This window comes from Kitasatospora sp. NPDC048407, assembly GCF_043200475.1.
Taxonomy (GTDB): Bacteria; Actinomycetota; Actinomycetes; order Streptomycetales; family Streptomycetaceae; genus Kitasatospora.
Genome location: NZ_JBICXW010000016.1, coordinates 156,968 through 171,171, shown reverse-complemented (window position 1 = coordinate 171,171; position 14,204 = coordinate 156,968). Strand labels below are relative to the sequence as shown.

Annotated in this window: 11 protein-coding genes and 2 tRNA genes; 4 read left to right on the top strand and 9 right to left on the bottom strand. The window is 71.4% G+C overall.

What is annotated here, in order from left to right:
* Positions 1-58 precede the first annotated feature (58 nt).
* The 4 genes from ACGFWJ_RS26560 to ACGFWJ_RS26545 form a co-directional block, all read right to left on the bottom strand.
* Positions 59-2,068 (bottom strand): glycosyl hydrolase family 18 protein, encoded by a 2,010-nt coding sequence (locus tag ACGFWJ_RS26560; RefSeq protein ID WP_392954033.1) that lies wholly within the window; start codon positions 2,066-2,068, stop codon positions 59-61.
* Positions 2,069-2,323: 255 nt separating this feature from the next.
* A tRNA-Met gene (locus tag ACGFWJ_RS26555) sits at positions 2,324-2,397 on the bottom strand.
* A 134-nt stretch (positions 2,398-2,531) separates the two neighbouring features.
* Positions 2,532-2,605, bottom strand: a tRNA-Met gene (locus ACGFWJ_RS26550).
* A gap of 65 nt (positions 2,606-2,670) precedes the next feature.
* Positions 2,671-5,586 (bottom strand): UPF0182 family protein, encoded by a 2,916-nt coding sequence (locus ACGFWJ_RS26545; protein ID WP_392954063.1) that lies wholly within the window; start codon positions 5,584-5,586, stop codon positions 2,671-2,673.
* A gap of 169 nt (positions 5,587-5,755) precedes the next feature.
* Here ACGFWJ_RS26545 and ACGFWJ_RS26540 point away from each other — a divergent pair, with 169 nt between their 5' ends.
* Positions 5,756-6,316, top strand: a complete 561-nt coding sequence (locus tag ACGFWJ_RS26540) for a PPA1309 family protein (protein WP_387865564.1) — start codon at positions 5,756-5,758, stop codon at positions 6,314-6,316.
* A 93-nt stretch (positions 6,317-6,409) separates the two neighbouring features.
* Here the strand turns inward: ACGFWJ_RS26540 and ACGFWJ_RS26535 are convergent, their stop codons facing one another.
* The 4 genes from ACGFWJ_RS26535 to ACGFWJ_RS26520 form a co-directional block, all read right to left on the bottom strand.
* Positions 6,410-7,492: a PDZ domain-containing protein gene (locus ACGFWJ_RS26535; protein ID WP_392954031.1), complete on the bottom strand. Its 1,083-nt coding sequence runs from the start codon at positions 7,490-7,492 to the stop codon at positions 6,410-6,412.
* Between the two features lie 82 nt (positions 7,493-7,574).
* Positions 7,575-7,754 (bottom strand): hypothetical protein, encoded by a 180-nt coding sequence (locus ACGFWJ_RS26530; RefSeq protein ID WP_392954028.1) that lies wholly within the window; start codon positions 7,752-7,754, stop codon positions 7,575-7,577.
* A gap of 160 nt (positions 7,755-7,914) precedes the next feature.
* Positions 7,915-8,355, bottom strand: a complete 441-nt coding sequence (locus ACGFWJ_RS26525) for a molybdenum cofactor biosynthesis protein MoaE (RefSeq protein ID WP_387637510.1) — start codon at positions 8,353-8,355, stop codon at positions 7,915-7,917.
* An 87-nt stretch (positions 8,356-8,442) separates the two neighbouring features.
* Positions 8,443-9,591 (bottom strand): NAD-dependent epimerase/dehydratase family protein, encoded by a 1,149-nt coding sequence (locus ACGFWJ_RS26520; RefSeq protein WP_387637512.1) that lies wholly within the window; start codon positions 9,589-9,591, stop codon positions 8,443-8,445.
* Between the two features lie 202 nt (positions 9,592-9,793).
* Between ACGFWJ_RS26520 and ACGFWJ_RS26515 the strand changes: the two genes are divergently transcribed.
* Together ACGFWJ_RS26515 and ACGFWJ_RS26510 are read left to right on the top strand one after the other, a co-directional pair.
* Positions 9,794-11,350: a zinc-dependent metalloprotease gene (locus ACGFWJ_RS26515; RefSeq protein ID WP_392954025.1), complete on the top strand. Its 1,557-nt coding sequence runs from the start codon at positions 9,794-9,796 to the stop codon at positions 11,348-11,350.
* Positions 11,347-11,910: an NUDIX hydrolase gene (locus ACGFWJ_RS26510; RefSeq protein ID WP_387637516.1), complete on the top strand. Its 564-nt coding sequence runs from the start codon at positions 11,347-11,349 to the stop codon at positions 11,908-11,910. The genes ACGFWJ_RS26515 and ACGFWJ_RS26510 overlap by 4 nt, the downstream gene beginning before the upstream one ends.
* 89 nt (positions 11,911-11,999) lie before the next feature.
* On the opposite strand, the gene ACGFWJ_RS26505 is transcribed toward ACGFWJ_RS26510, so the two are convergent.
* Positions 12,000-12,659 carry a M48 family metallopeptidase gene (locus tag ACGFWJ_RS26505; protein ID WP_392954022.1) on the bottom strand — a complete coding sequence of 220 codons (660 nt, stop codon included), beginning with the start codon at positions 12,657-12,659 and terminating at the stop codon, positions 12,000-12,002.
* A gap of 229 nt (positions 12,660-12,888) precedes the next feature.
* On the opposite strand from ACGFWJ_RS26505, the gene ACGFWJ_RS26500 reads away from it, so the two are divergent.
* Positions 12,889-13,998 (top strand): ThiF family adenylyltransferase, encoded by a 1,110-nt coding sequence (locus ACGFWJ_RS26500; RefSeq protein WP_392954020.1) that lies wholly within the window; start codon positions 12,889-12,891, stop codon positions 13,996-13,998.
* Positions 13,999-14,204: the final 206 nt, after the last annotated feature.

Below are 14,204 nucleotides of genomic sequence, written 5' to 3'. Positions count from 1 at the left end.
CGAAGGCCCGGAGGGGCGATCCCCTCCGGGCCTTCGCGGCGGAGCCGATGACGCTGTGTCAGCTGACGCTGAAGTCGTCTGCCTGGTAGGCGCCCTGGCCGTACCAGCCGTGCACCCAGATGGTCACCGAGGTGACCGAGGCGCCGGTGGTGAACTTGGTGGACAGTTGCGTCCACGCGCTCCCACCGGGGGTCCAGGTCGAGCTGTCCGCCCCGGAGCCGGTGACGCCCAGGTAGGTGTAGTTGCCCTTCACCCACGCGGACAGCGTGTACGTGGTGTTCGGCTTGACCGTGACGGTCTGTTGGCACTGCGCGGTGTCACCGGCACTGGCGTTGCCCTGCAGCGCGTACGAGCCGGTGTGGCCGCCGCTGACCACGCTGCCGCCGCTGCCCGCGCAGGTCCACGGGTTGAGCGCGCCGGACTCCAGGCCGGGGTTGGCGACGATCCCGCCGCCGCCGGGGCCGCTCGGCGAGGAGGACGGGCTGCCGGACGGCGAGCCGCTCGGCGACGAGGACGGGGAGCCGCTCGGCGAGTTGGACGGCGAGGGGCTGCTGCTGGTGCTGCTGCTCGCGCTCGGCGACGGCGAGGTCGGCGGCGCCGGGCAGTTGGCGGCCGAGCCGGAGGTCGCCGTCATCAGCGGGTTCAGCAGCACCGCGTTCGGGTCGTCGTACAGCGAGAACACGAAGGAGCCGCCGAGCCCGTTGCAGTGCGCGTAGTCCATCTTGGCCTGGATGGACCTGGCGTTCTCCCCGGACCAGAAGTTGGTGCCGTCGTAGAAGTAGGAGGCCTGCGAGGCGGGGTCCCAGTAGGTGTCGTTGGCGTTGTCGACGACGCCCAGCAGTTCCTTGTACATCCGCACCCCGGCCACGTTGCCGGAGTTCGGCGCTCCCTGCGCGGGCCCGCCGGCCGGCTGGAACAGCCCGTGGTTGGCGCCGGCCGCCACCCCCGTCCAGCCGCGGTAGTACAGCGGGACGCCCATGTTCAGCTTGTTGGCCGGGAAGCCGCCGGGGATGTTGTACGAGGGGTCGCCGACGGTGTACGCCTTGATCGCCTCGTCGATGGAGTACTTGGCGTTGCCGGGCGGGATGTTGTTCGACGGGTCACCGGGGTTCTGGTAGATCGGCGTCTGGTGGTTGGTCGGGCCCTGCGCCTCCCAGCCGCCGTGCATGTCGTACGTCATCGGGTCGGCGAAGGTCAGGTACTGGGCGATCTTGTCGGTCTCGATGTTCTGGATCTTGTCCTGGCCGGCCGGCAGCGCGGCGCTCAGCGCGTAGGTCTTGCCGTCGGCGGAGCCCTGGGTGTTGAGCTGGTTGCGGAACTCGGCGAGCAGCGCGGTGAAGTTCTGCTTGTCGTTCGGCGAGGAGTGGTTGCCGAGGTGGCCGCCGCCGCCCGGGTACTCCCAGTCGATGTCGAAGCCGTCGAAGATGCCCTTGCCGGTGCCGGGGCCGCCGTAGCCGCCCTGGGCGGGCAGGTTGCCCTTGATGAACATGTCGACGCAGGAGGAGACGAGCTTCTTGCGGGAGGCGTCGGTGGCGGCCGCGTCCGAGAAGTACTTGGAGTAGGTCCAGCCGCCGATCGACATCAGCACCTTGAGCTTCGGGTACTTGGCCTTCAGCTCCTGGAGCTGGTGGAAGTTGCCGGCCAGCGGCTGGTTCCAGGTGTCGGTGGAGTTGTCGACGCTGTTGCCGTTGGCGAAGGTCTTCGCGTAGTCGGCGTAGTAGTCGCCCGCGCCGTCGCCGGCGTTCGGGTTGTTCTCGTCCTGGGAGGCCGCCGAGTTGGCCTCGAAGCAGGTCAGGTTGGTGGGGTCGATGTTGGCGAAGTCGTACAGCAGGTAGTCGAGCTTCCCGGCCATGCCGTTGGTGTCGACGTTCTTCAGGTAGTAGGCGTTCTGGTAGATCGACCACTGGTCGAAGTAGGCGACCTTCATCCCGCCGCTGGTGGCGGGGGCGCCGGTGGTGTTGGCCGGTCCGGCGGTCGCGTCGGGGGCTCCCAGCAGCGACATCGCCCCGGCGAGCAGGGTGGCGGCCGCGGCGGTGACGGCCCAGACCCTTCGGTTGTTGCGGTGCATGCGGATGTGCCTCTCCTGTCACGTGGGGATGCAGGAACACACCGTCGGACACCCGGTCGGGGAGCGGCAGACGGGAGCAGAACACGATCGATGCCCGTGGCGGGCACGCGTTGCAGCACCACGAGGCGGGCGGTGGGGGCCGCCCGTCATGGGCACGACCCAGATTGGACTGGACCACTGGGGGTGTCAATCGGGTCTGCACCAAGGAATGGCAAAGGCCCGGAGGCTGATGCCTCCGGGCCTTTCGCTACTGAGTAGCGGGGACAGGATTTGAACCTGCGACCTCTGGGTTATGAGCCCAGCGAGCTACCGAGCTGCTCCACCCCGCGTCGGTGAGATCACTCTAGCACGATCATGGGGGCGTCAATGACCACGTTCCGAGGCCCCAAGGACCCGGGGGCCCAAGGACCCGGGGAACGGCAAAGGCCCGGAGGCTGATGCCTCCGGGCCTTTCGCTACTGAGTAGCGGGGACAGGATTTGAACCTGCGACCTCTGGGTTATGAGCCCAGCGAGCTACCGAGCTGCTCCACCCCGCGTCGGTGAAACAACCGTAGCACGGTCGCGGGGTGGAACAGCAAATCAGTTCCCGCAGCTCAGCCGGTCAACCGGTGGTCGGCGGCGCCGACGAGGAACTGACCGAGTCGTTCTTCGACTCGGCCGCCAGCGCGGCGTCCAGCGCCTTCTGCAGCGCCTGCTGGGCCTGGCCGTACGCCACCCAGTCGCCGTTCTTCAGCGCGGCCTGACCGTCGGTGAACGCCTTCTGGGCGTCCGCCAGCGCCTTGGCCAGCGCCGGGTTGTCGCCCGGCTTGGGCGTCGCTGGCGGGGTCGGGGTGGTGGGCGTGGTGCTGCCGCTGCCCGGGTCGGCGGGGGCGGTCGGGGTGGTGGCTCCGGCGCCGGCCGAGCCGAGCACCTTCGCCAGCGCCTTGTCCAGGGTGTCCTCCAGCGCCACGTTGTGGTCGCCGTACACCGCCAGCACCTTCTTCAGCACCGGCACCTTCGCGCCGCGCGCCACCAGGTACACCGGCTCGACGTTGAGGATGCCGCCGCCGACCGGCAGGGTCAGCAGGTTGCCGTACACCAGGTCCGAGTCGCTGCCGCTGCGCAGCAGGGTCAGCTGGCGGGCGACGTCGGTGTCGGAGTTGAACTTCGCCTGGGTCAGCGCCGGACCGAGCGCGCCCGATTCGGCCGTCATCCGCAGGATCCGCAGCTTGCCGTAGTCCGGCCCCGGGTCGGCCTCCGCGGCCATGAACGCGGCCAGGTTCTTCCGGCCCGAGGGCACGAACGAGGTGGTCAGCGAGAAGTTGGCCTTCTTCGCGTCCGGCATCCGCAGCGTCAGGTAGTACGGCGGCTGCACCTCGTCGGCGTTGACGGTCGGGTCGACCGGCACCTCCCAGATGTCGGTGCCGTTGAAGAACGCCGTCGCGTCCGTCACGTGGTACATCCCGAGCAGGTCCCGCTGCACCTTGAACATGTCCTGCGGGTAGCGCAGGTGCGGCAGCAGCTCCGCCGGGATGTCCGCCTTCGGCTGGACGGTGCCCGGGAACGCCTTCATCCAGGTCTTCAGCACCGGGTCGGCGTCGTCCCACTGGTAGAGCGTCACCTCACCCGTGTACGCGTCGACCGTGGCCTTCACCGAGTTGCGGATGTAGTTGACCTCGTTGACGGCGCTCAGGGTGCGGCCGCGCTGGTCGGTCAGCGAGTCCTTGGTGGCGTCGCCGAGGACCGTCTTGGACGAGAACGGGAAGCCGTCCGAGGTGGTGTAGCCGTCCAGCACCCACACCAGCCGGCCGTTCTCCACCACCGGGTACGGGTCGGCGTCGATCGACAGCCACGGCGCGACCTTCTCCACCCGCTCCTTCGGAGTGCGGTCGTAGAGGATCTTCGCGCCGTCCTTGATCGCCCCGGAGTAGAGGATCTGCGGCTCGGCGAACTTCACCGCGTACGCGGCCCGGGTCAGCGGGTTGTCCAGCGAGACGCCGCTGCCGCCGGTGTACTGGTACGTCCGGTCGGGGTCGGAGTCCCGGGTGTAGTCGATCTCGTCCATGCCGGGGCCGACGACCGAGTACGTGGTGGACTTCTCGCCGTAGTACACCCGCTCCTGGTAGTCGCCCAGCGACCCGGTGGTCGGCAGCGACTGCTGCGTGTAGACCGGGTTGCCGTTGGCGTCCACCTGGTTGCCCTTGGCGGCGACCACGCCGTACCCGTGGGTGTACTTGAAGTGGTCGTTGATGAAGTTGCGCTGCTGCACGCCCGTCAGGTCCAGCTCACGCACGCCCAGCACGGTGTCCTGGTCGCCGTACCGGTCCACGTCCAGCGTCTTCGGGAACGCGTAGTACTGGCGCAGCGCCTGGTTCTGCTGGAACGTCGGCGCCACCACGTTCGGGTCCAGCAGCCGGATGTCGGAGATGGTCTGCGCGTCCTGCTTCAGCTTCTCCGCGTCCGTGGAATCGGTCGGCGTGTACTGCTTCACCTCGGTGTCGGCGATGCCGTACGCCTGCCGCGTCGCGTCGATGTTCTTCTGGATGTACGCCGTTTCCTTGGCCTGCTCGTTCGGCTTGACCTGGAACTGCTGCACGATCGCCGGGTACAGCCCGCCGACCAGCACCGCCGACAGCGCCATCAGCCCGAAGCCGATCAGCGCCGGCGCCCAGGTCCGCCGCACCGGCGTCAGGAAGAACAGCACCGCGCAGATGATCGCCACGAAGAACAGGATCGTCTTGGCCGGCAGGAACGCGTTCGCGTCCACGTACCGCAGACCGGTCCAGCCCTCGACGCCCTTGTACGACTCGCTCTTCACCGCCAGCGCGTACCGGTCCAGCCAGTACGCCACCGCCTTCAGCAGCACGAACACGCCCAGCAGCACGGCCAGATGACCCTGCGCCCCGGCACTCGCCCGACGGCCCGGCCCCTGCAGCCGAAGACCGCCGTACAGGTAGTGCACCGCCGTCGCCGCCAGCAGCGACACGATCACCGCGCTGAACGCGAAGCTCAGCAGGAACTGGTACCACGGCAGTTGGAACGCGTAGAACGAGACGTCCAGGTGGAACTGCGCGTCCTTCTGCCCGAACGAGGTGCCGTTGATCCACAGCATCCAGGTCCGCCACTGCGCGCCCGCGGCCGCGCCGGCCGCCAGGCCGACCAGCACCGACAGGCCGATCAGCAGCCACTTGCGGAACGGCGCCACGCCCATCCGGTAGCGGTCCAGGCTCTGCTGCTCCACCGACATCGCCGCCAACGGCGGCCGCAGCCGGTACGCCAGCCACAGGTTGGCCCCGACCACCAGCGCCATCAGCAGCCCGAACACCGCGAACAGGCCGACCTTCACGCCCAGTTGCGACGTGAACACCGAGCCGTACTTGACCGACTTGAACCACAGCCAGTCGGTCCACAGCCCGGCGAACAAGCCGAACAGCAGGAACAGCACCGCCAGCACGCCGACCGTCAGCAGCAGCACCTTCGTCCGGCGCGGCGGCGGCCCGACTCTCGCTCGGAAACCCGGATCGGAACGATCCGGCATCTGGAAGGTCAAGACGCCACCTCAGCTGTTGTTGTCGTTGGGGATGACAGTGCCGCGCCGCGGACGGGCGGACACCGGACTCCAATGCAACTTAAACAGTCTTTACCGGAGTTCCCGGACACTGCGTCGGAGTTGGAGACGGCCCCCCCGGACATGTGAGGATGGCCCCATGTCCGACTCCCCTGACCTGACCTCCGCCGCCGCCGGCATGCCCGCCGCCACCCCCCTCACCCGGGCCGCGCTGGAGATCGACGAGCACGCCGCCACCCTCGGCTGGGACAACCCCGCCCGCCTCTTCGCCCTGGTCGACAACGCCCAGATGCGCAAGGCCAATCCGCGGCTCGCCACCCAGCTCGGCCTGGACGAGAACCCGACCGGCCTCACCCCGGTCGAGCAGGAGGAGATCCCCGCGGGCACCGAACTCGACCGCTTCCTCGGCACCATCGCCTGGCCCGACGGCGTGGTCGGCTGCGCCCTGGTCGTCGAACGGCTCATGCTCCCGCCCGGCGCCGAATCCTCCCGCCCGAAGAACGCCACCGAGCAGGAGATCAACGACTGGGTGGCCACCCACCCCCAGCGCCAGGAAGTCCGCATCACCGCCGCCGTCCTGCGCGACGGCGCCCGCGAGGTCGCCCTGCGCCTGCGCGAGAAGGACATCGCCCGCGAGGTCCTCACCGGCCCCGACCTGGTCCCCAACCTCACCCAGGCCCTGCTCGCGACGTTCCAGTAAGGGCAGACCGAGGGCGCGGGGAACGCACCCGACGGAAAGGTCGCGACGCAGGGCAATGACTTGCCGTCCGTCGCGACCTTTCCGGGACAGCCACTACTTGTTGCAGCTGGGCAGCGCCGCCTTGTCCCCACTCCGGATGGAGTCGAGCGCCTTGACCGCCCCCGCCAAATTGTCGACCTTCACCAGCGTGAGCCCGGACGGCGTCCCCTTCGTCGCCTCCGAGCAGTTGTCCGCCGGGGTGAAGAAGTACTCGGCGCCCTTGTCGCGGGCCGCGATCAGCTTCATCTGAATGCCACCGATCGGCCCGACCGCGCCGGTGTCGTCGATGGTGCCGGTGCCCGCCACGAACTTGCCGCCGGTGAGGTCGGTGGGGGTGAGCTTGTCGACGATGCCGAGGGCGAACATCAGGCCGGCGCTGGGGCCGCCGACGTCCTGCAGGCCGATGTCGATCTTGAACGGGTAGACGTGGTCGACGCCGGGCGTGATGCCGACGATGGCCCGCTCCTCGTCCGGTGCCTTGCCGGTGGTGATGGAAACCTGCTGCTGGTCCGCCGGATTCGAAGTCGTCGAGCCGGTCTTGGCGTGCGGGACGACGGTGAAGACGGTGGTCTCGCCGGGCTTGTGCTTCATCACCTGCTCGGCGACCTGGGTCCGGCTGGTGATCGCCGTCCCGTCCACCGCGACGATCTGGTCGCCGGCGTGCAGCTTGCCCTCCGAGGGGCCGCCGGAGGTCACCGAGGAGACGATGATCTGGGTGGTGACCGGGATGTCCAGCTGCTTCAGCGCGGCGGTCTTCGCGCTGTCCTCGGAGGAGGCGAACTCCTCCGCGTTCTGCTGCTGGGCCTCCTGGTCGGTCTGGCCCTTCGGGTACACGTTGTCGTGCGGCACCACCAGCACGTCGCCCCGCATCCAGCCGACGATCGCGGAGATCAGGCTGGGCTGGTAGTTCGCCCCGGTGACCTGGACCGTGGTCATGTTGAGGTGGCCGCTGGTCGGGTAGGTGTCGCGCCCGGTGATGGTGATCACCGGGGTGCCGGTCTTGTCCTGCACGCCGAGGGTGTTGTACGTCGGCCCCGGGCTCATCTCGGTGAACGGCACCTTCATCAGGACCGAGGCACAGAGCAGGCCTATCAGCAGCAGGGTGGCGGCGAGCATCGTCGCCGATCGGCGTGGCATGGCACGACAGTACGGGAAGTCCGGGTCGCGATGCACCGCTCCGCGGCCCGCCGTTGTGCTCCCACCAGCGCCTCCCGCGGCGCTACCTGCCGCCGGAACGTTCGCTGCCGGTGCTGCGCTCCATCGCGGCGCGGAAGCGTTCGTGTTCGGCGAGCGAGGACGGGTCGGTGATGGAACGCGGCGGTCGTGCCGCCCATCCCGCCCAGACGGAGGCCAGCAGTCCGGCCACTACAGGAATGATCAACCAGGCAAGCGCAGCCATCTTCGAACTCCCCACAGGCTCGTCATGCGTATCAGCAGATTAGCCGCCTACTGGGGGAACGGCGCGTGCGGTGTCCGAGTTACGGGACGGCGTGGCGTGCCCACCGTTCCGAGATACCCCCGAACGGGGAACGAGCGGGACGCGGAGCGGACACGGGCGGTCAGCAGGACCCCGCTCCGACCCATTCCTCCTCGCCGTCGGCGAAAACCTGGTGTTTCCAGATCGGCACCTCGTGCTTGAGGTCGTCGATCAGCCGACGCGAGGCCTCGAACGCCTCGCCGCGGTGCGGACAGGACACCGCGACGATCACCGCGACGTCGCCGATCTCCAGCCGTCCGGTACGGTGCACAGCCGCCAGCGCCCGGACCGGGAAGTCCGCGCAGACCTTCTCCGCGATCCGGCGCAGCTCCCGCTCGGCGGTCGGATGGGCGCTGTACTCCAGCGCCGTGACCGCCTTCCCGCCGTCGTGGTCGCGCACCGTGCCGACGAACAGCGTGGTGCCGCCCGCCGCGTCGTCACCGACCGCCGCGTGCACCTCGTCGAGGGAGAGCGGCGTCTCGCGGACGGCGAGCAGCCGGATCGGGTCGTGGTTCTCGGACATGCCCCTCATCATTCCGCATCCGACCCGGGCCCCGGCAGCAGGCTTCGGACCGCGGAACGGCCGTCCGCGGCGCGACGAACCCGACGGTCAGATCCGGCGGTGCTTGCGGGCCCGGCGGACCAGCGCCGCCGTACCGATCAGGGCCACCGTCGCACCGGCCGCGCCCAGGCTGGTGGCGGCCTCCTTGCCGCCCAGCCGGCGACCGGCAACCGCGTGCTTGCCGGACACCTGGGCGAGCAGCTCGGCCAGCACCTCCTCGTTGGTGTGCTTGGGCCGCCAGCCCGCCTCGTGCAGCCGGCTGCCGGAGACCACCCACGGGTACATGGTGTAGGCGAGATCACCGGCCGGGGCCGGGGTCAGGCCGAGGCGGTGCAGCCGGGCGGCGGTGCCCAGGGCCAGCGAGGCGGGCAGTTCCATCCGGCGGATCCCGGACAGCTCCTCCACGTCCTCCTGCTCCAGCCAGCCGTCGCAGCCGACCGTCACCTCGCCCTCGACCAGGCCGAGGGCGGCGTACTCCAGCGCCGAGGCCAGGTCGTCGAGGTGGCAGAACTGCCAGCACGGGCGGGAGCCGGCCACCACCAGCAGGCGCGGGGCCTCGAAGTGGCGGGTGAGCACGGTGTCGATGCCGGGGCCGACCACCACGGCCGGCCGCAGCACGGTGATCTGCAGCCCGGGGTGGGCGCGCGGGGCGCGGCGGGCGAGCCGTTCGATCTCCAGCAGGTCGCCGACCAGCGAGGCCTCCTCGGTGGCCCGCAGTTCGGAGTCCTCGGCGAGCGGGACTTCGTTGTCGGCCAGCGCCCCGTAGACCATCGCGGAGGTGCACAGCACCACCCGGTGCACGCCGGCCGCCGCGGCGGCGGTCAGCACGGTCTGTGCGCCGCGCACGTTGTAGGCGCTGCGGGTGCGCGGGTCGGACTCCATGCCGAGGTCCATCGCCAGGTGCACCACCACGTCCACGCCGGACAGCCGCTCGGCCACCGCCGGGTCGCGCACGTCGAGTACCCGCCAGTGCACGCCGGGTACTTCGCCGCGGCGGTCGTCCACCGCGAGCACCCGGCGGACGTGCGGGGAGGCCACCAGGCGCTGGGCGACGCGTTCGCCGAGCACGCCGGCGGCGCCCGTGACAGCCACGGTGAGCGGTTTGCCGCCGTAGGCTGGAGGCGGCGAACCGGCGTCGGCCGGCACGTCCTCGCCCTCGGTCAGCCCAGAGCGAACGTCCGAAGGCGGGGAACTCACCGGCCATCCTCCACGGTTAGCTTAAGTGCGTACGCACGAGTGTCACGCACTGTCCATCCTGCCCGAGGCTCGGCCCCAGCGGTGCACCCGGCGCGGTCGGCCGCGAGACCATTGGCCGCGAGACTATTGAAACTGCCCGGAGCCTCCGGGCAACAGAATTTCCCGCCACACCCGCGTGACGGCCGATCAGATCGAGGACCCCGTGAGCGACCTCCCCTTCGGATTCGGCGTTCCCCCCGAGGAGCCCGAGGACGGCAAGAACAAGGGCAAGAAGGACGGCGAGCAGGGCGACTCGACCCCGCAGCCGTTCGGCTTCGGCAACGGAAACCCCTTCGGGGCGCTGTTCGGCATGGGCGGCGCCGGCGGGGCTGGCGGCGACAACCCGTTCGCCGCGATGATGGGCGGCTTCAACCCCAACGACCTGGGCGCGGCGTTCCAGCAGCTCGGGCAGATGCTCTCGTTCGAGGGCGGCCCGGTGAACTGGGAGCTGGCCAAGAACATCGCCCGGCAGACCGTGGTCGCCGAGCAGCCCGAGGGGAAGACCAAGGACCGCTCGGTGGGCGCCGCCGAGCGCACCGCCGTCGTCGAGTCGGTCCGGCTGGCCGACCTGTGGCTGGACTCGGCGACCGAGTTCCCGTCCACCTCCTCGACGGCCGTGGCATGGAGCCGCGCCGAGTGGATCGAGGCCACCCTGCCGGTGTGGAAGGACCTGGTCGACCCGGTCGCCGAGCGGGTCGGCAACGCCATGGGCGGCGTGCTGCCCGAGGAGATGCAGGCCGTGGCCGGGCCGCTGATGGGCATGATGCGCTCCATGGGCGGCGCCATGTTCGGCACCCAGATCGGGCAGGCGCTCGGCGCGCTGGCCGCCGAGGTGCTCGGCTCCACCGACGTCGGCCTGCCGCTCGCCCCCGCCGGGAAGGCCGCGCTGCTGCCGCAGAACATCGCCGAGTTCGGTGACGGCCTGAACGTGCCCGCCGAGGAGGTCCGGCTCTACCTGGCCCTGCGCGAGGCCGCCCACCAGCGGCTCTTCGCCCACGTGCCGTGGCTGCGGGCGCACCTGTTCGGCGCCGTCGAGGCGTACGCGCGCGGCATCAAGGTCGACACCTCGCGGATGGAGGAGCTGGTCGGCCAGCTCGACCCGAGCAACCCCGAGGCCCTGCAGGACGCGCTGGCCGGCGGCCTGCTGCAGCCCGAGGACACCCCCGAGCAGAAGGCCGCGCTGGCCCGGCTGGAGACCGCGCTCGCCCTGGTCGAGGGCTGGGTCGACGCCGTCGTGCACGCCGCCGCCACCCCCCACCTGCCGCACGCCGCCGCCCTGCGCGAGACGCTCCGCCGTCGCCGCGCCACCGGTGGCCCCGCCGAGCAGACCTTCGCCACCCTGGTCGGCCTGGAGCTCCGCCCGCGCCGCCTGCGCGACGCCTCCCGCCTGTGGGCCTCGCTCGCCGACGCCCGAGGCGTCGAGGGCCGGGACGCGCTCTGGAGCCACCCCGACATGCTGCCCACCGCCGCCGACCTGGACGACCCGGACGGCTTCGTGCACCGCGACACCACCGCCGAGACCGAGGGCGGCTTCGACTTCGACGCGCTGAACAAGCTGCTCGGCGAGGCCGCGGGCGGCGGCGCCGGGAAGCCCGACCTGACCAAGGGCGACGCCTCCACCGAGGGCGATGCCTCCGCCGAGGGCGACTCCGACAAGCCCGCTTCGGGCAAGTCCTCCCCAGACAAGGACGACGACGGCACGGAGGGCGACACCAAGTGACGTCGCTGCACACCGATGCCGTCCGCGCGCTGACCGACTGGGCGCCCGACGAGGACGGCCAGCAGGAGCTGCGCCGCGACTACCTGGCGCACCTGGCGGCCCACCCCGACGGCCTGTGGCGGGCCTGCCTGCCCGGCCACATCACCGCCAGCGCGCTGGTGGTCGACCCGGCCGAGGGGCGGGTGCTGCTGACGCTGCACCCCAAGGTCGGCAGGTGGCTGCAGATGGGCGGCCACTGCGAGCCCGGGGACGAGACGCTGGCCGCGGCGGCGCTGCGCGAGGCCGTCGAGGAGTCCGGCATCGCCGAACTGGAGCTGCTCGCGGTCGGCGGCCGCACCGCGCCGGTGAAGCTGGACCGGCACCACGTGCACTGCCTGGGCAAGGACCGGCCGGAGAACATCCACCTGGACGTGCAGTACGTCGCCCTCGCCCCGGCCGGGGCGCGCGAGCTGATCAGCGAGGAGTCGCTGGACCTGCGCTGGTTCGGCTGGGAGCAGCTGCCGGCCGACACCGACCACTCGGTGCGCGACCTGGTGGCGCGGGCCCGGGCGCTGGTCTGAGGCCACTCGCTTTCGACCCCTGTGGGGCCCTGACGGGTCCCGCGGGGGTCGTCGCGCGTCCGGGGGGCGTCGCGCGTCCGGGAAGACCGTCAGGTGTTCCGGGCGCCGGGGATGTGCGGCAGCCGGGCGGCGGAGGCGACGCCCTCCAGGTAGCCGCGAGCCCGCTCGGTGCGCGGGTAGGCGTCCAGCAGCGCCCAGAACCGGGGGCCGTGGTCGGGCACCAGCAGGTGGGCGAGCTCGTGCAGCAGCACGTAGTCCACCACGTACTCGGGCATGCCCTGGAGACGATGGGAGAGCCGGATGGTGCGCTCGCTGGGGGTGCACGAGCCCCAGCGGGAGTTCTGGTTGGTCACCCAGCGGACCTGGTCGGGCTCGGCGCGGCCGCCCAGGTACAGCTCGGAGAGCTCGGTGGCCCGGGCCTGCAGGGCCTCGTCGCCGAGCACCCGGCGCTTCTCCTGCGCGGCCAGTTTGTCGAGCATCTGCGCCACCCAGCGCTGTTCCTCGGCGTGCGACATCCGGGCCGGGATCAGCACCACGGTGCGGTCGCCCTCGCGGTAGGCGGAGACGGTGCGGCTGCGGCGGGCGCTGCGGCGCACCTCGACCTTGCTGCGGTCGATGCCCCGCTCGGGGCCGCGGGCCCGGTCGGCCTCGGTGCTGACATGCGCACCGGGCGCCGCGGCCGTGGACCCGGAGGCCGCCCGGGCACGCCTACGCGACGCCGACCGATGGGAGTCGCGTTCGGCTGCCATGGCATGGACGTTACCCCGTCCTCGCGACAGAAGTCCGGCACCGGGACGGCGCGGCCCCGGGGACCACCCGGGCGCGTTGTCCACAGGCTGTGCACGGCGATGACCGGATTGTCAGTACGGGCCTGTGGACAACGCGCTTTCGTGTACGGAAGGTCGCGGGCATGCTGCGGTCACCAGTTGATCCGACGCCTCGACCGGGACGCCGGAGACCGACGCTTGGAGGACCGACATGCGCCCCGTGATCAAGCCCGCCCTGTCCCGGCTCTGGCGGGAGAAGCAGACCCTGCAGTTCGGCACCGTCCGGCGGCATGCCCGCCTGATCGAAGGCGTCGACCGCAAGCTCGCCATGTTCCTGGAACTGATCGACGGCACCCGGGACGGGCCCGCGCTGGTCGCCGCCGGGAAGCGGATCGGCCTGAGCGCCGAGTACTGCCAGGGCATGCTCGACTCGCTCGCCCGGAGTGAACTGCTGGACGACACCGAGGCCTTGGCCAACGTGCTGGAACTGCACCCGCCGGCCCGCCGGGAGTTGCTGGGGCCCGACCTCGCCTCGCTCTCCCTGGTGCACCCCGCGCCCGAGGAGGCCGCCGCCGTGGTGCAGAGCCGCGCCGCGGCCCGGGTCGAGGTGCGCGGTGCGGGGAGGGTCGGCGCGGCCGTCGGCACCGCGCTGGCCGCCGGCGGCATCGGCGAGGTCGCCGTGCTCGACCGCGGCCGGGTCACCGTCCGGGACTGCGCACCCGGCGGTTTCCCGCCGGGAGACGTCGGGCGGCTGCGCGCCACCGCCGCCCGCGAGTTGGTGCACCGCGCCATCGGTGCCCCGGTCGGCGAGCGCTACAAGCGGCCGCCCGCCACTCCCCCGCCGCCCACCCTGGTGGTGCTCGCCCCGCGAGACGGCTCCGCCGCGTACACCGGCGCCGCCGTCGACGCCCAGGAGTTGATGCGGGCCGGCATTCCGCACCTGTACACCGGGGTGCTCGAACACCTCGGCGTGGTCGGCCCATTGGTCGTCCCGGGGGCCTCCGCCTGCGGCAGCTGCGCCACCCTGGCCCGGCGGGACGAGGACGAGGCCTGGCCCCGGCTGCTCGCCCAGCTGATCGACGAAGGCCCCGGCCGCCCCCGCGCCCCGGCCTGCGACGGCGCGGTCGCCGCCTCCATCGCCGGGCTCGCCGCCCTGCACGTCCAGCTGTACCTGGACGGGGTGCTGCCACCGAGCGTGGACGGCTGGTGCGAACTGTCCGCGGCCGACGGCATGGTGCGGCGGCTGCGGCTGCGCAGTCACCCCGACTGCGGTTGCCTGTGGCAGTCCGTCACACCCGCCCAAGCGGGCACAATGGCATAGGACATGCCTTCGGGTCCGTCCGGCGAGACCCAGCCGATCCACCGCACGCCCTGCCCGGTGCACGCCTCCGGAGCGCGCGGCCCGGCGGGGAGGAGCGCCGGGCGGGCCCCGGGAGTCCACGTACCACCGCCGGCGGGGGGCCGCCGGTCGGTCCGGCTGATCTGGAGGTCCGGTGAGCGATCTACCGCGCAAGGCAGTGACCGGCA